This window comes from Deinococcus arboris (assembly GCF_009755355.1).
Lineage (GTDB): Bacteria > Deinococcota > Deinococci > Deinococcales > Deinococcaceae > Deinococcus > Deinococcus betulae.
The window spans coordinates 40,818-56,877 of the sequence record NZ_WQLB01000015.1 but is presented as its reverse complement, the minus strand read 5'-3'; the positions used below and the strand labels follow the sequence as shown (position 1 = coordinate 56,877).

General features: G+C 67.4%; 20 protein-coding genes. 19 read left to right on the top strand and 1 reads right to left on the bottom strand.

Annotation, left to right across the window (positions count from 1 at the left end; all coding sequences use genetic code 11):
* The 5 genes from GO986_RS12190 to GO986_RS12170 all read left to right on the top strand — a co-directional run bounded on the left by GO986_RS12190 (window position 1) and on the right by GO986_RS12170 (window position 3,892).
* Window positions 1-453: a hypothetical protein gene (locus tag GO986_RS12190; protein WP_157459580.1), complete on the top strand. Its 453-nt coding sequence runs from the start codon at window positions 1-3 to the stop codon at window positions 451-453.
* A complete protein-coding gene (locus tag GO986_RS12185) occupies window positions 450-1,634 on the top strand; it encodes a PEGA domain-containing protein (RefSeq protein ID WP_157459579.1) in 1,185 nt (394 codons plus the stop codon). The genes GO986_RS12190 and GO986_RS12185 overlap by 4 nt, the downstream gene beginning before the upstream one ends.
* A 64-nt stretch (window positions 1,635-1,698) precedes the next feature.
* Window positions 1,699-1,914, top strand: coding sequence for a PRTRC system protein C (locus GO986_RS12180; RefSeq protein WP_157459578.1), 216 nt, complete (start codon window positions 1,699-1,701; stop codon window positions 1,912-1,914).
* 47 nt (window positions 1,915-1,961) lie between these two features.
* Window positions 1,962-2,933, top strand: coding sequence for a hypothetical protein (locus GO986_RS12175; RefSeq protein WP_157459577.1), 972 nt, complete (start codon window positions 1,962-1,964; stop codon window positions 2,931-2,933).
* Window positions 2,930-3,892 (top strand): hypothetical protein, encoded by a 963-nt coding sequence (locus GO986_RS12170; protein WP_157459576.1) that lies wholly within the window; start codon window positions 2,930-2,932, stop codon window positions 3,890-3,892. Before GO986_RS12175 ends, GO986_RS12170 begins: the two co-directional genes overlap by 4 nt.
* Before the next feature lie 131 nt (window positions 3,893-4,023).
* Here the strand turns inward: GO986_RS12170 and GO986_RS12165 are convergent, their stop codons facing one another.
* Window positions 4,024-5,004, bottom strand: coding sequence for a S1 family peptidase (locus GO986_RS12165; RefSeq protein ID WP_157459575.1), 981 nt, complete (start codon window positions 5,002-5,004; stop codon window positions 4,024-4,026).
* Between the two features lie 150 nt (window positions 5,005-5,154).
* Between GO986_RS12165 and GO986_RS12160 the strand changes: the two genes are divergently transcribed.
* The 14 genes from GO986_RS12160 to GO986_RS12095 all read left to right on the top strand — a co-directional run bounded on the left by GO986_RS12160 (window position 5,155) and on the right by GO986_RS12095 (window position 15,939).
* Entirely contained in the window at window positions 5,155-6,135 is a 981-nt protein-coding gene (locus tag GO986_RS12160) for a hypothetical protein (RefSeq protein ID WP_157459574.1), read from the top strand.
* A complete protein-coding gene (locus GO986_RS12155; protein WP_157459573.1) occupies window positions 6,132-6,320 on the top strand; it encodes a hypothetical protein in 189 nt (62 codons plus the stop codon). The genes GO986_RS12160 and GO986_RS12155 overlap by 4 nt, the downstream gene beginning before the upstream one ends.
* The gene (locus GO986_RS12150) at window positions 6,317-7,210 is read left to right on the top strand and encodes a hypothetical protein (RefSeq protein WP_157459572.1); all 894 of its coding nucleotides are present in this window, start codon (window positions 6,317-6,319) and stop codon (window positions 7,208-7,210) included. The genes GO986_RS12155 and GO986_RS12150 overlap by 4 nt, the downstream gene beginning before the upstream one ends.
* A gap of 81 nt (window positions 7,211-7,291) precedes the next feature.
* Window positions 7,292-7,993: a PRTRC system protein B gene (locus GO986_RS12145; protein WP_157459571.1), complete on the top strand. Its 702-nt coding sequence runs from the start codon at window positions 7,292-7,294 to the stop codon at window positions 7,991-7,993.
* Window positions 7,990-8,772: a PRTRC system ThiF family protein gene (locus GO986_RS12140; protein WP_157459570.1), complete on the top strand. Its 783-nt coding sequence runs from the start codon at window positions 7,990-7,992 to the stop codon at window positions 8,770-8,772. The genes GO986_RS12145 and GO986_RS12140 overlap by 4 nt, the downstream gene beginning before the upstream one ends.
* An 81-nt stretch (window positions 8,773-8,853) precedes the next feature.
* Window positions 8,854-9,264: a hypothetical protein gene (locus GO986_RS12135; RefSeq protein ID WP_157459569.1), complete on the top strand. Its 411-nt coding sequence runs from the start codon at window positions 8,854-8,856 to the stop codon at window positions 9,262-9,264.
* Window positions 9,265-9,312: 48 nt separating this feature from the next.
* Entirely contained in the window at window positions 9,313-10,521 is a 1,209-nt protein-coding gene (locus GO986_RS12130; RefSeq protein ID WP_157459568.1) for a class I SAM-dependent methyltransferase, read from the top strand.
* Window positions 10,518-10,691: a hypothetical protein gene (locus tag GO986_RS12125; protein ID WP_157459567.1), complete on the top strand. Its 174-nt coding sequence runs from the start codon at window positions 10,518-10,520 to the stop codon at window positions 10,689-10,691. The genes GO986_RS12130 and GO986_RS12125 overlap by 4 nt, the downstream gene beginning before the upstream one ends.
* A gap of 37 nt (window positions 10,692-10,728) precedes the next feature.
* Window positions 10,729-11,028 (top strand): hypothetical protein, encoded by a 300-nt coding sequence (locus GO986_RS12120; RefSeq protein ID WP_157459566.1) that lies wholly within the window; start codon window positions 10,729-10,731, stop codon window positions 11,026-11,028.
* Window positions 11,029-11,066: 38 nt separating this feature from the next.
* Complete coding sequence (locus GO986_RS12115; protein WP_157459565.1) at window positions 11,067-11,561, top strand: hypothetical protein; 495 nt, start codon at window positions 11,067-11,069, stop codon at window positions 11,559-11,561.
* An 85-nt stretch (window positions 11,562-11,646) separates the two neighbouring features.
* A complete protein-coding gene (locus GO986_RS12110; RefSeq protein WP_198170630.1) occupies window positions 11,647-12,348 on the top strand; it encodes an N-6 DNA methylase in 702 nt (233 codons plus the stop codon).
* A gap of 442 nt (window positions 12,349-12,790) precedes the next feature.
* Complete coding sequence (locus GO986_RS12105; RefSeq protein WP_157459563.1) at window positions 12,791-13,819, top strand: AAA family ATPase; 1,029 nt, start codon at window positions 12,791-12,793, stop codon at window positions 13,817-13,819.
* Window positions 13,816-14,781 carry a ParB/RepB/Spo0J family partition protein gene (locus tag GO986_RS12100; protein WP_157459562.1) on the top strand — a complete coding sequence of 322 codons (966 nt, stop codon included), beginning with the start codon at window positions 13,816-13,818 and terminating at the stop codon, window positions 14,779-14,781. Before GO986_RS12105 ends, GO986_RS12100 begins: the two co-directional genes overlap by 4 nt.
* A gap of 99 nt (window positions 14,782-14,880) precedes the next feature.
* A complete protein-coding gene (locus tag GO986_RS12095) occupies window positions 14,881-15,939 on the top strand; it encodes a hypothetical protein (protein ID WP_157459561.1) in 1,059 nt (352 codons plus the stop codon).
* Window positions 15,940-16,060: the final 121 nt, after the last annotated feature.

The window sequence follows — 16,060 nt, the reverse complement described above, 5'->3', positions numbered from 1 at the left end:
ATGCAGCCATCTGTACTTAGGCACGACCACCTGGACGCCGACGTTCTGAGCCGACTGCGGCACGTCAACGCCCGCCTGACGGACTACCACGGTCTGCGGCTCACCGGCGCGGAGTACATGCGCCTGTGCCGCCTGATCACCCAGCGCCGCATTCCCTACCAGGTGCTGCGCCGTGACCACCAGAACCGGCAGATTCTGCGGCTGCGCTGGCGCGGCGTCACCCTGCTCCTGGTGTACTCCCCCGCGCGCGGCCTGCTGCACACCGCGCTGCACCCCCTGCGGGGCCTGAGCCCCAAACGTCGGCCCACCGGCCCGCAGGCCCGCCAGGTCGGCCGCGGGCACGCGTTCGCCCGGCGAGACCGTGCCGGGCGGCAGCGCCACGCAGACGCCAACATCGCCCTGATTCAGGTGGCGCGCCCTGCGGGCGCACAGGGAACGTGGAGGTCGAAATGACGCACATGAACGTGTCCAAGAGCAATTTCGGGAACTTCTTCAAGGCCACTCCCGCCCCGGTGGCGCCCGCGCCGGTCCTGTCAGCCCCTGTGCCGGTGCCCGCGCCGATAGCCCCCGCCGCGCCGCCAGAACCCGTGGCGGCCCCGACCACGGCTGTCATGACCTCACCAGAGATCACGACCACGCCTGTGCCGGTCCCCGTGGCCGCCCCCGCCCTGCCCCCAGCGGCTCTGCCCGCACAGGACGCCGCAGTGGTGCTCACACCACTGGCGGTGCCCACGCCTCCCGCCGAACCGGAGGCCGACGAGGACGAGCCTGGCGAAGATGACACCCAGGAAGAGCTGGATGAAAGCCCCGAACCCCCAGCCCTGCCGGTGGAGGAGCCTACGGAGACGCCTCTTCCTGCTGCGGCGGACGTGGAGCTGCCGGAGCCGACCGGTGAGGTGTTCGGGCACCTCGCCAGCCTGATGGCGCCGGGCAGTGCCCTGGCGTTCACGCTCAGCCTGCACGCGGACGGGCAGCTGACCGCCCAGGTCAAACCCCTCAACCTCCCAGCCCTGCCTGAACTGACCCTCACCGGCACGGTGGCGGAGTTCGATTCAGCAGAGTTCCTGCACTCGCTGCGGGATTACCGTCCTGCCGTTCAGGGCGGGCTGCGCGCCCAGGCCCAGCAGCAGCGCACAGCCGCCCAGAAGGCTCCCCCGGCGCCCGCTGCCGCTCCCGCCAAGCCCGCCAGCAGCGCGGCCACGCGCAACAAAGGCAGCCTGAAGATTACGGCGGATGTACCGGACGCCACCGTGAAAGGGCTGCTCGCCGGGCACCATGCGCCGCTGACCCTCGGAACCCAGGACCTGGATGCGGGCAAGTACAGCGTGGAAGTCTCGGCGCCCGGCTTCAAAACCGTCAAGCAGACCGTGCGGGTCGAACGCGGCAAGTCGGCCGAGCTGACCTTCACCCTGGGCGGCCGCCTGGACGTGCAGGCGCCCGAGGGAGCCGTCACCACCGTATTCGACGCGGCGGGACAGCCCGTCAACCCGGCCGGCCCCCTGCCCGAGGGCAGCTACAAGGTGATGGTCGAAGCTGAAGGCAAGAAGCCCTACACCTGGCACGGTTCCGTCAAAGGTGGCGTGGTGACCGTCACCGCCGCCCTGGAGGCGCTGCCACCCAGTCTGTTCACGTGAGGCGTCGGAGGGGCGCGGCCCCTCCAGCATGCCCAGCCACATTCGTTCCTTCAGGAGGACCACCATGGAAGCGCAAGCCATCAAACGCCAATTCGTGTATGACGATCTCAACGGCGGCACCCCCGTCGCCGACCCCATGCCGAGCGGCAGCCCCGACGACGTGCGCAAGCTGCTGGCCGTGCAGACGCCGTCCTTGACCAACGCCACCATTGAAGGCCCTGAAGTGAGCGGGGCCGTGCACACCTACCGGTTTCGCCGGGCCGTGGGCACCAAGGGCTGACGCACTGGGCCTGAGTGTCTCAGGCCCTTCTCCCTTTCGAGGTTTGCATGCTTGTTCACGCCGCGCCGGCCACCGTCCACACCCACCTGTCGCGCGAAGCGCTGAGCCTGAACGTCCGGCCATTGGCGGCCGCCCTTGCGCAGCGCGATCTGATGGGCACGACCACCACCGTTCTGGAGTACGTGCTGTCGGCGGTCCAGGCCTCGCTGCGCGCGCTCCCCTACGAGTTGGAAGCCGTGCTGGATCTCTACGACCACGGCGGCCAGTCCACCCTGCGCCTCCAGCTCCATTACGACCCTCAGCAGACGTTCACCGCCCTGTCGCTGGGCCCCGTCCGCAAGCGGCTTCACCGCATTCACCCGCAGGTCTTGCCCGCCTTCCTGCGGCGCGCGTCCTTGGTGGGTCTCCATGGCCTGCCCCTGTTCACCCCCACGGAGGCCCTCGGTCTGTACTCGCAAAACCACCTGTGCGGGGCAGAATCCGACGACGACTTTGCGGACAACATCACGGACTTCGGTATATGGGACGCGCCCCCGGACCTGCCGCGCGAGGAGGCCCTCGCCCTGGCCCGCCAGAAAGGCCTGCGAACGTTCGACGACGTGCAGCGCCTGGTGCCCGCGTTCGACCTGCACCTGAGCCCCGAGATGCCCGGCGTGACCTTGCCGACCGACGTGCAGGCGCTTCACGACCAGCTCTGCCGACTTGAAGCGCAGGTCAAAGCCCTGCCCCCATACACCGACGCCGAGTGCGAAGCGTCCTGTGAGCCTCTCTGGCCATACTTCCGCGAGAGCCTGCTGGTCGACCCCTTTCCCACGGCCACCCCGCGCCTCAGCTTTACCCGCGAGATGCAGGGAGAACTGGGGTACTTCGAAGGCGACTGTGTGCCCGTCCGCACTTTTCTGCTGGCAGACAGTGCCGATCTGGACCGCCTGGACCAGTACCTCCAGGCAGTCCCCGACCTTCAGCGCGGCCTGCGCCAGTGGCTGACCGACCTGAGCCGGCTGAGGAAGGCCACGTGAGGCTGCATGCCGCCCCGGCTCACCTTCAACTTGGCGGCACCAGCCACCTCCGGGAGCTGGGGGCGCTGTGTCTTGAGGGAGGCGTGCCCGTCAAGCGCCCGCCCACGCCCCAAGACACCCCGGACGCCTACATCCGAGCGGAAATCCTGCCCGAAGTGCACGCCCTCAAACTCCCTCTGAGCCTGGGCCTCCTGCGGCACGACGGCGGCCTGGCGGCCTACGTGATGGCCGACGATTCGAAAGGGCCAGAAACCGTGCGGCTGGCGGGCGCGGTCCAGCGCTGGGGCGCCCCCTTCCTGGCCGGGGTGCTGCCGCACCTGCACCGCGTCGCCCGGCCTGTCTTCCCCCTGCTCTCGCCCCTCACGGCAGGCGACCAGCTGCTCGGCATGTACGGCAACGTCAGCGCCCCTGCGGAACATCCAGAGATCGTCGAAGGCCTGGCCGATTGGCATGGCCTGGCGTTCACCACCCTGGACGACACCCAGACCCTCCTGGAAGGCGCCGGAAAGCCCACGCCGCGCGCCCTGCTGCGGGAATTCGGGCCGTTCCTGGGCCACACCGTCGCCCTGAGAGACCTGGCCGATCAGGCGCGCGCCCTGGACCACGCGGCGGTCGCCCTCATCCGTGACCTGATGGAGGGCGACACCCTCTTGGGCCGGTGGCCACTCATCACGCCGGACCACTGGCCCGATCTCCTGCACGCCCCCTGCAGCGTCGACGGTGAAGACCCGGTCGCCGCCCTGCTCGATCCGGCAGCCACACCGACGGACGTCAGCTGGTGCGCCCACGCCCTGCACGAGTGGCAAGACCAGACCAACGAATGTGGGACTCGTCCCCTGCATGCCTGGGACCTGACCGAGCCCGACCACCGGGCCAGTGCACTGGCATTTCTGCGGGTCGCCCCGGGGCTCACCCGTCATGTGCGCCGGGCCCTCCGTACCCTGCACCACGTCTATTAAAGACCAGACGAGTGGAGACCAGCTCTGGTCTATCATCTGGCGCCCTGACTCGCAGTGTTAAATTCGCACAACCCTTCAATCCCCCTTGACCTATCGCGTCCTCAATGGACTATGCAAAGATCAGCAGATCATCAATCCAATTTCCTGCGCACTTGCACAGGAGATTGGGTTTCTTCATCTATTACTACTTGGTAATTTTGAAAATTTGCCATTCTTACGTATGGGTGATCTTGACCGGGCATATTCTTTCGTACTAGATCCATAAGGATGAAAGGATCTCCACCGTTAAAATCTTCCCATTGAATCTGCTCTCCCAAAATGGGCCAGATACAGGCTGCATAACTTCTTGGTGGAGTACCGCCCATGCCCCTTGACACAACTCCACAGACACGACCTTGAGGATTACGCACAGGACCGCCGCTCATTCCTGGCATAAAATCGGCTTCCACATCGAAGTATGGAAAGGGACGCAACGAACCAAAGCCTTGCTCGTTGACTTCTTTTACGTTACCGCAGGCCTCTCTTGGATCATGAGCAAGCACAAACAAACCTTCAGTCAAGCCGTCATGAGCCAAAGAAGCAGCATAACCAAATGCTCTCATTCTCTCATTGATAGAAGGCGGGTTGGCTTCCAGTGAAGCAAACTCAATGGGAGTAGTTACTGGCACATCTTCATCACGCCAGACGCGTAATATGGCTATGTCATTACTGAAGCTTGATCGGTGTATCTGCCGCACGTTACGCCGCAAGCCATAACCACCTTTGATAAATTGTAATACAGAAATGGTCATAAAGTCTAAGTTTTCTGATTCGGGCCACTTAAAGGAATCTCGTTCAACATCAGGGTTATCTACAATTTTTGCAATAAGTGACGGAATATTATGCCAAGCAGTTAATAATATATCAGGAGCAATGAAAAAAGCAGTACCCACAGCATGACGCTTCTGGGTTTCATTATCTGTAGCAATTAAAGGTACAACCCAGTGCGTTTCAGGGGCGTCAAGGGCAGCAGGAACATTCACAGGACGGGTCAGCATTCTTTTCCTTGCCTTCTCCACCTTGCGTTTCCTGGCAGCCTTCAAAACCGCCTTAGTTTTTTTGGGCTTTGGCACAGTTCAGATTCTATTGGTACAGACCAGCTCTCCTCCGTCGTTTGGCGCCCTAAAGCACGGGCGTGGATCCACGCAGGTCCTCAATCCACCTTGGACTTACACCGCTTTCGATAGGGGTCGCCCGCCCTGCGGGGCGGGCAGCCGGCCCGCATGCAGATTCACCAGGCCGCCTCCAGGTTCACCACTCCCCGCCCGGTGCCTCTGTGCGGCATCGACCATCTCCTTCAGGCGGGGGCCCCCGCGAGCGCGCCCCAGCCCGGCGACACGCCTGCCGGCTGGGCGGTGACTGGGCTCCTGCGTCCCAGCCTCATGCCCCTGGTCCCGCTGGACTGCACCTGCCGCGTCTACCGCGCCGACTCGGCCGCCGACACCCTCTCGGTCAGTTTTGAGCGCGACACCTACGGCGTGCGCAAACGCCACATCGGCCACCTGCCCGACCTGTACGCTGGTCTCCCGCCCGACACCCTGGGCAGCGTGCTGCACCACCTCAACGCGGCGTCCATGCGGGTGTGGCCCATCTTCACCCCCGAAGACGCCCTGCACTACCTGCACCCCATGGCCGACCTCTGGACCGTGCACGGCCAGGCCGACGCCGTGCGGCAGGTCGCCTGGGATTACGGCCTGGAAGGTGAAGACGTGGACGACCTGGAAGCGGGCCTGGCCGACGAAGGGGTTACTTCGCCCCGCGCCACCGCCCAGACCCTGCGGCCCTACTGCGCGCCTGAACCCCTCAGCCTGGCGGCCCTCATGCGGCTGGGCCAGGACCACGCCCATCTGGGCCGGGTCCTGCGGCCGCTGCAGACCCTGGTGGCGCTGGACGCGCAGCTGCCCACCATGACCTGGGCCGACCGGGAGGCGGCCGAAGCGGGGCCGCACACCTCTGCGACCGTGGTCGGCGCCACCACCCTGCTGGCACTCAGCAACCCCGGTGATGAGGCCTTGTGCACAGTCGAGCACGCCCTGTCCGAACTGGGCGATCAGGGCATCAACACCAGCTTCGCCCCGCACTGGGCGGTGCACCTGAACAGCCTGGCCGCCGCCGAGCGCCTGCTCACGTACATCAGGGTCGCGCCGCGCGTGGCCCGCGCGGCCCAGGCGGTCGTCACCCAACTTACCTGGAGGCCTTCATGACCCAAGCTGAACTGCTCCGCTGGCTCCGCTCCGCCCCCGCCAATCCTCAGGAAGCCGGAGCCAAGCTCCTGACTGAAGACCGCTCGCCTCAACACCAGCACCTCGCCAAAGCGGTGGGGAACCTCACCCATGCCGGGCCACCTCTGCACCGCCCCCTGGCCGAGGACGCCGAGCTGCTGCCATGAAATTGCACGGCGCCGTGCCCCAGTGGCGGAGCGACCTGCCCGCCGTCCAACGGGACGCCTTGCGGCTGCTGGCCCGGCGCGGCCTCCTGCCCGGCCAGCCCGAGCCGGGTGACACCCTGCCCACCTTTCTGGAAGCGGCGCTCCAGCGCCGCCTGACATCCCGGTTCCCGGCCGCGGCCTGTCCCCGGCTACACCTCTCCATGGGCGCTGTGCACGCCACCTTGACGGTGACCTACGAAGCCCCGCTGGACTTCCGCACCATCTCTCAGGCCATGCAGGCCGCCACACCCCTGCCCTGGCTGCACAGCGCCCTGGCCCATCTCAGTGTCACCAGCTGGCTCGCCCAGGCGGTCTGGACGCCGTACGACACCTGGCACCACTACTTGCGCCACTGGGGCGACGTCGCCAGTTTCCGGCAGAACTGCGCTGCAGAGCTTCAGGTCGCGCCGAGCAGCTTGAGTGACACCGAGGTCGAGGCCTGGGCCGAGACCCACAGCCTCCTGCACCCCTGGGCCGTCGCCCGCCAGTTGCGCCTGGACCCCGACGCCCAGGTGCTCAGTCTCCCCACCCTGGCTGCACAGGCCCCGTCGCCCCTGCACCGCCGCATCGTAGAGGGGCTGACCACCCTCAAGGCCCTCGACCGCCGGGTGCCGGCCCGCTTCAGTCCCCCCCACCGGCCCCTGCCCCAGGTGATCCTGGCCCTGGACGGCGACGAAGACCTGACCCTGGAGCTGGCCAGCGAATTCGTGGAGTACGGCCGCCCCCTCTCCCCCACCCTCAGCGTGGCCGTGGAAGGGCACCCCCTGCGCGTCTTCACCACCTACGTCCGGTCGGCCCATGAGCTGTTCCGGACCACCGACGACCTGCTCACGCAGTTCCAAGACTTATAGGTCGCGCCTCTTCTGCTCACGCAGTTTCAAGACCTGTAGGTCGCGCCCCTTCAGGGCGCAGGGGCCCGGCAGGAGGACCTCATGCACGTTGATATCCAGATTGATGCCGGCCGCGACTACCAGCCCCACAGCGCCATCCTGGTCTACCGCGACCGGCAGTCCGGGCACACCATCGCCGAAGCCCACCCCGCCTACCGCCAGGGCACCGAGTTCCACGTGGCCGAAGCCCATCCCCTCACCAGCGGCGACGTCGTCGACCTGCTCAGCCAGCTCGGGGCCACCGCCCTGCAATTTGTGCCCGCGCACGCGGTGGCCGCCAGCGCCCTGGCGGTCGCCTGGTGGGTCCCCGCCCAACCCCGCGCCCTCTTCTTCCTCAGCCACACCGACGAAGCGGTCAACGCCCTCAGCGGTCAGGTCTTCCCCCAGCCGCCCCTGCTGTTCATCGCCCGCCAGGGCCACCTCTCGGTCTACGCCCTGGCTGAAGATGAACGGCCAGGCCCCGACACGCCGCTGATGGCCGCCCCTTACTTCAACATCTTCACGGGCCACGGGGTCTGCAAGGGCAGCACGCCTTACCCCGGGCATGTGGACGCCACCCGCACCGCCGAGTGGGAACAGGCCTTCTTCGGCTCGAACTTCACCCACCACGCCTCCGGTACCCGGAAGATCACCCGCTTCGGGGGCTCGCACGCGGAACTGTGGCAGGCGGCCGCTCAGGCGGGCCGCTTTGACCCAGCCTGGCTGGTGGCCACCGGCACCACCCTCAAGGAGGCCCTCGGATGACCCGACGCTACCTGCCCAACCTCAAGACCCCCCTCCGCATCGCGGTCGTCGGCTGCGGCGGTACCGGCAGCCATGTCCTGTCGGGCCTCACCCACCTGCACCACGCCCTGCTGGCCCTGGGCGGCGCAGGCCTCGACGTGGTGGCCTACGACCCCGACACCGTGGAGAGTCACAACGTCGTGCGCCAGCGCTTCTACCCCAGCGACGTCGGCCGGGTCAAAAGCGAGGTCCTGATCACCCGCATCAACCGCGCGCACGGCCTCCAGTGGCGCTCGGTGCCCCGCACCTTCGCCGAGGGACCCAATCACCGCAAATGGGAGGTCGTCATCGGGTGCGTCGATTCGCGGGCCGGGCGCGCCGAGATCCGGCGCCTGGTCACGTCGGGTCCCTGTGACCACACCCGCTTCTGGCTCGACATCGGCAACGCCCGCTTTCCCGATGGCCGCTTCGGGGGCCAGGTGGTCCTGGGCGAGCCCTGCAACAACCGCAACTGGCGCTCCCGGCGCGCGGGGCGTCTGCCCATCGCCAGCGAACTGTACCCCGAGCTGGTCAATACCCGCCTGCCGGAGGACGACCAGCCCTCGTGCAGCGCCCTGGAGAGTCTGAAGCGCCAGGACCTCTTCCTGAACGCCCTGCTCGCCCAGCACGCCCTGAACATCCTGTGGCGGGTCCTGCTCGACCGCCGGCTCGATGTCACGGGGGTGTTCCTAGACGCCAGCAGCCACGTGGTCATGCCCGTGCGGGCGCCCACCGCTGAGGCACTCGCTGAAGCAAGTTGACCTCGGCCAATCACTGGAGAGGCCGCCTGGCCTCTCCCCTGCTCTGGCGGGAACCAGATTCCAGCCACCGTGAGGTCATCCATGACTGTCCTGCCTTCTGCCTGGGTGCTCGGCACCCCCAGCGGCCCCCTGGCCGTCAGCCCGTCCAAGGCCCTCGCCGAGGAGGCGGCCCACCACCTGTCGAGCTGCGCGCACCTCGACTTCACCGTCACGCCCTTGCGCGGCGCGGCCACCGATGCTTGGGACCATCCACTGCCCTACCTGACCAGCACCACAGCCCTCACGCCCATCTTGGCGGTGCAGGTGACCTTCGACTTAGAAGACCGGCAGCGCCACACCGAACTGGTCTGGCGGCTGCCCCTCCTGATCTGGGAGGACGCGCGGCTGTGGGGCACCACCCTGCGCGCCATGTCCCAGTGCCGCGTGCACGCCATGCAGCTGCTCGACACCCACCTGCCCTTGCTCCAGGCCAACCTCAAGCACGGCCAGTAGCAGAGGGCGCGGCCCGCGGGGCCGCAGGGGAAGTGGCGGAGGTTTCACATGACTCAACACGCCCCCGAGAAAGCCGCCGCCCTGCTGCGCCGCCGCGCCGCTGGCCTAGAAACCCGCGCCGCCCGCAAGGAAGAACCCCGGTACGTGGGCCAGAACATGACCCGCCGGCGCGCCGCCGAAGCCGACAGTGTGGCCGCCGATGCCCGGAAACTCCGGCTCCTGCAAGGCGCGTATCTCGCCGTCGCCCAGGGGCTGGAACAAGGCACCCTGCCCGAGGGTCTGCACGGCGTCACCGCCCCGCCCCTCATCGAGCGCCTGATCAGCCGCCGCCCGGACCTGGCCGCCGACCTGCTGGAGGTCCTGGTGTCCAACGAGGAGCTGGCCGCGCTCCAGGCGCAGTGCCCAGGTGAAGAAGTCCTGCACGACATCGAGGCGCAGCCCACCCAGTACGGGTGGCGGCGCGCGGTACCGCTGTCCCTCATTCCAGAGCTGCTCGCCCTGGTGGATGGGCTGACCGACCCCTTCGCCGGGCTTCCGCCCCATCAACCGTGCCTGCTGCCAACCCTGGTGACCTGGCGTCAGGTCACCGACGCGGGGCTGACCACGCCCGCGCATTTAGTGCTGGCCGCCGAATGCCTGCATGACCTGAGTCAAGGCCGCCTGAACCCAGTCACCGCCCAGCGGCAGCACCTCGCGGCCCTGGAGCGGGGTTTGATCGGGGTGCGGCTGCCGGGCTTCTTCCCCACGCCACCTGCGCTGGCCACCCAGATGGTGCGATGGGCCGAGCTCCACCCTGGCCTGACCCTTTTGGAGCCGCAGGCGGGCAAGGGCGACCTGGTCGACGCCGCACTGGCGGCCGAACCTACCCTGCAAGTCACCGTCTGTGAGCGGTCAGGCCAGCTGCGCGACATCTTGAGCGCCAAGGGCTATGCCCCGGTGGGTGACGATTCGATGGCGCTCCGGGGCCGCTGGGAGCGTATCCTGATGAATCCCCCTTTTGAGCAGTTGGCGGATATTGACCACATCCGGCACGCCGCTTCCCTGCTGGCGCCGGACGGCCTCCTCGTGGCGGTGGTCAGCGAGAGTCCGTTCTTCCGGCGCGAGACGAAGGCCCAGGCCTTCCGAGACTGGCTGACGGCCTCCCAGGCGGACGTGATCCAGAACGACCCGGACGCCTTCCGGGTCTGCACCACCGGCCACAGTGCAGGGGTTCAGACGCGCTTGATTCGCCTGCGCGCTACGCAGCTGCCTCTATGAAGGGCAGCCCAATCGGCCAACCGGAGGAAGGGCGCCCTGGTGACCTGGTGGAAGCAGAGGGGACAGATCAGCACGCAGTGGCCCCTGCTCTGCCTTCAGATCCAGAGTTGGAGCGGCAGGTCTTCCACCACCTGGCCCAGGCGCTGCGCGAGGTCGCCCCCGATCTCTGAGGACTCCAGAGGTCGCGCAGGCGCACAGAGGGCAGGCATGACCTCAATCACGCCTCCCCTGACCCGCCTGGACATCATCCACGGGGCCTTTCGCCTGCAGGCTGAGCCAGGCGCGGACGGCCTCGACACCATCACGGTGACCCACGTCGCCTCTGGCCTGACGGCCACCCCAGCCGAGGCCAAGCTGCGCCGCGTGGCGTTCCTCTGCGGCCCGGACGGCTGGCGGCGGGTCCCCCGCGCCACCACCCTCGACATTGAAGCCACGCTGCTGGCCTTCAATGGCCGGCCCACCACAATGGCCGACCGCCTCCGGATGGACGCCATTTTGATGCCATAGGGCAAGGGTCGCGCGCTTCGCGCGCGGCAGGGGGCACCATGAGCGCACCGCAACGGTTCAACCCCGCCCTGTGGCAACGCCCGGTGCCGGACACGCCTACGCCCCCCCCAGCGGCCCCTGTGGCGGTCTCTGTCCCGCCGGCCCCCGCACCGCTAGACGCTCCACCTGCCCCCGCACCTGAGCCGCTGCCGCGCGCCGCCTGGGCGCCCCCTGTCACCCCCAAGCCAGCTGGTGGCCGTGAGTACCCGGTCAAGTTGGCCCTGCCGCCCGACATGACCCGGGCGCAGTGCGAAGCGGCCTATCTCCAGCTCAGTGATGAGATTCGGGCGCGCTTCCCTGGGGCCTACTCCGCCCAGGTGATGGCCCAGCCGGGTCGCCACGGGCGGCCGGGCAGTGACCATCTGCTGATTCGCAACCGGCACGGGTACCCCCTGGTGCTAGAGCGGGGCGACGGTGCGCTGCCCTTCGATCTGCTGGACCGCCTGCTGCACCTCACGGGGCATGGCGACTGGGTGCTGGCTACCCACGACTAAAACCCCCCCCAGTGCCGCCCTGGAAGGGATGGACTCTCTAAGGGTCGCGCCGGGCGGCGCGGCGGATGAAGCGGAGGTTGCCCCCATGACCCAGACCCCCCTCTGGCTGAAGAAGGTCCAAGCCCTGGAACACCATCACGGCGACGTGTTCCGCGATTTCGTTCGAATGGCCGCGTGCGTGTGCAGTTGCGGCGAGCGCGAAGACGAGTACCGCCGCACGGTGCAGCGCTATCCCCGTGCGGAACTGGAGACGCTCTGCGAGGCCTTTGGCGATGTGCTGGGCCACAAGCTGCGGAACCCCTTTGACGACATCTTCGGCGAGACGTACATGGCCCGCGTCAGCCCCACGACCCGGCAGCGCCTGGGCGAGGTCTACACCCCGAGCGCCGTGGCCATGCTCATGGCCCGGATGAGCGTGCACCCACCCGAGCCTGGCCGCACCTTGACGGTCGCAGAGCCCGCCTGCGGAAGCGGCATCCTGGTCCTCGGCTTTGCCGAAGCGCTGGAAGGGCTGGGCGTCAGTAGGCTGCACCTTCAAGTCCAGGCCACTGATCTGAACCCACTGGCCGCCGATATGGCGCTAATCAACCTGGGCCTCGCGGGCATTCCGGCCATCGTGAGGCACGGCAACACGCTGACGAACGAGGTGTTCCACGCCCACCAGACACCTGCCTGGCGTTTCGCCCGCCCCTACAGTGGCGAGCCGCAGCTGGAGCAGCTGTCGGGTGGAGACCTGCTGACGATGCTCCGCGTCACCGTGCCCCCTCCGACACGCCTGGCAAGCTGAACGCTGCTCCTGGCAAGGCGGTTAGAGATGAAGTCTCTAGCCCTCTCAAAGCGCGGCGGGTGCCCAAAGCACCAGGACACGGTGAGTCGCCCACAGGAAAACGCGCGCATCCTTTTGAGGCCTTAGAGATGAAGTCTCTAACTCAACAGGACGCACAAGGTTCACAGGGCATCGTGCAGAGAAAGGGGAGAACACTATCCACAAAGACAGGGCTCAGCAGCGGTGATCGGAGACGAAGAGGTTAGAGATCAACTCTCTAACCGCTCTGGTCTGGACCATCTCCTCTCTAGGCCATGCGGAAGAGATACCAAATGCGCCGACGAGGAAGCGACACTCAGCTGGAAAGGGCAGCCTGTCCGCCCAACACACTCCTGAGCTTGTCCTCCAATCCAACCTGGGAGAAAGTTGACAATGTTTTAAACATTTCAGTACGCTGCCGAACATGCCGCCCAAGCCCGCGCCGGGAACCACACAGGTCACCAGCGCCGAATTGCGGTCCCGCTTCCCCGAGCTCCTGGAGCAGCTGGGGCAAGGCACCCGCGTGGTCGTCACGCATTACCGCCGGCCCATCGGCGCACTCGTCAACCTGGATGATCTCCAGCGGCTGCGACGTGCCGATGTGACCGAGGCCCACACCGGGCAGGGGAGACCTATGCAGATCATTGGCACGCACAACCAGTCCGGCGGGGTGGGCAAGACCACTTGCGTCGCGGAACTGGGCTACGACCTCAGCACGCGCCTCAATCCACGCACCGGGCAGCGCAACCGGGTGCTGCTGGTCGACACCGATCCGCAGGCCTCCTTGACCAAGCGCTTCGGGCTGCACGACGACCCCGCGTCTCCTGCCCACCTCATCACCAGCACCCTGTTCATGAGTGTCATGGACCCCCAACTGCCCCTGCCGGCGCCGCTCCCATCACCTACGGTGCCGGAGCTGCACCTGATCCCCTCCAACCAGCACTTGATTCGCCTGGACGCCCTGCTGTACAGCGACGACGCCCTGCTGCCCCATCTCGGCCAGGTGCTGCGCCGCTACGACACCTACGATTACATCCTGATCGACACCCCGCCCAGCCGGGGCATGATCACCCGCGCGGCCCTCATTGCCAGCGATCACGTCATCATCCCCGTGAACAGCAGTCTGAAGGCCATGGAGAATTTCGACAGCGTCTCGGAAATCATCGGTCAGTCCCAGCGGCACAACCCCGCGCTGCGGGTGGCCATGTTCCTGCTCACCCATTTCCAGAAGAACACGCTCCATGACCAGGACGTGCAGCGCATCCTGCACACGCAGTACGCCGGGATTGCCCCCACCAGCAGTCCACTCCCTCACCGCAAGGCCCTGTTCAATGACGCGGGCCTCGCCCGCCTGCCGGTGGCGCTGTACCGGCCCAAGGACCCGGTGAATGCGGATCTGCGCCGCATCACGGACGAGTTGCTCGCCTACATCGGTGAGCCGGTGGTGGCATGACCCGTGGACGGCCCAGCATGGCGGCGCGGACCCCAGCGCCCGCGACCGTCCTGGGCAACCTCGATCTCCAGCGGGCCCGTGTCATTCCCTGCGCACAGATCCAGGTCATGGACCGGCACAATCCCAGGGGCCGCTACTCGAAGGACCAGGCCTTCACCGACGAGGGCCTGCAGGCGCTGGCCGCCTCAATCCGGGAGCGGGGCGTCTTGCAACCGGTGCTGCTGCGCCTGGCGGCCGACGGCCGTTACGAGCTGGTGGCGGGCGAGCGCCGCTTCCGCGCCGCCCAGCTGGCTGGTCTCAGTGGAGTTCCAGCCATCGTGGAACAGGTGGCCGACGCGGACCTGCTGGAATACGCCTTGATTGAAAACCTCCAGCGGGAGGCCATGAATCCGGTCGATCAGACCTTCGGCATGCTGGAGTTGCTCAGCCAGCGCACCGGGCATCCCCTGCGCGACCTGCCGCCGTACCTCAACCGTCTGCGCAACGGCACAGAGGCCGACGAGCACCGCGTGGAAGAGACCCTTCAGCAGGTGGGCGGCTGGACCCTGCTCACGTTCGCCACCCGCAACGTCAAGTTCCTGAGCCTGAACGACGCCGAGTTGGAGGCCGTCGCGGCCGGCCGACTGACCAGCACCGCCGCCTTTGAACTGTTGCCGCTGGGCGAGCATGAGGAGCGCGCCGCCTTGCTCGACACCACCATTCGGGAAGGCTGGACCGCAAAAGAGGTGCGTCATCAGGTCAAGCAACTCCTCCAGGCCACGGACGCCCCCTCCGAGGCCAAGATGCTGGTGGACCGCGTGAAAACCGCCTTGACCGAGCGGCGGGTCGGCGACCTGAGCGCCGAAACCCGGCACCAGCTGGCCCAACTGGTCGAGCAGATGGAAACGCTGTTGAGCACCCAACAGGAGGCGCGCGCACCGCGCCGGGGTCGACGCGGCAAGGGAGAAGCTCCGGCCTCTTGATCTGGCTCATACCTGAGGGCAGATCAACAGGGGAGGGGAGAGGCCACGCGGTTTCTCCCTTTTCCTTGGCGGGAACCTGAATCCTGGCAGGCTGGCGGCATGTTCAGCCTGCTGCTCGCGCTGCCCCTGCTGCCCGCCGCGCCTCCGCCTCTTCACCGCCTGATCGCCATTGGGGAAGCCGCCGCCTGGCCCCAGGCCGGGGCGGCCACACTGGAACTTCAAGTCCACCAGGCCGGCGTGGTGACGCTCACCGTGGACCAGCCCGGTTTCAATGGCGCGGCCTACGCCGCCCGGCGCCCCGGCGTGATCGGGGACGAGCAGTACCGCGCCGGCACCCCCAACACCAGCTATGTGCTGCGTGACGCGCAGGGCACGGTGCTCTTCACCCGCATGTTCGCCCCAGGGGTGCTGGGCCAGACCACGCTCTTTTCCGGGCCGCTGACCCCTGGCCGCTACACCCTCAGCATGACCGTAGCGAGCTTCGCCAAACGCACGTCCGGCGTGCGGATCAGCGGGCCCGTGGCCGTCCAGGCGACGAGCGTGAACACCACGGTCCAGGGTTCGGGCTGGCGGCCGGCAGGCACCTTCACGTTGGCGCGGCCCGCCACCCTGCGCCTGTTCAACGGCGACGCGCCAAGTGAACTGGAGCTGCGCCTGCGGTACCAGGACGGCCGCGTAGTGGCGCTGCCGTCCGGCACACGCGCCCAGTGGACGCAGACAGCGGTCGCGGCGGGGCAGGGTCGGGTCGAGGCCCGGCAGGGGGTGAAGGCCAAGCAGTGGAGCAAGACCTTCACCCTGGCCTTCCTGGACGGCCTCACGCCCCTGCCCCAGGTGCTCCAGGCCTGGACTCCACCCGCCTCGCCGATGGCCCTGCCCAGGCCACAGATCGTGGAGATCCGCGACCAGCCTGTCCTGGTCCCCCAGCCGCCACAGACGGTCGAGGTACAGGACACCCGGCGCCAGGCCCAGGCGGTCACCGTTCAGCCGGTCACACAGACGCCCGTGGCCACCCCAGAGGTCAGCAGGGTGCCCCAACCGGGAGACCCTGACTTCATCGGGCCGCTGCTCCCTGACGTCCAGGCCCGGGCGACGCCCCCCCAGCTGACCCTGCTTCCAGCCCTCCAGCCTGCTGCACAGGGCACCCGTCTCCAGCCCTGACAGCGGGCCTGACGGCCAAGAAGGCGACACAGACACTGTGCCGAAAAGGTCAGACAGCACCCACCAACCCGCCACCCGTGGTCAAGTGACGCCTCGCCCGCCCACCTGGTCCAGTACAGTC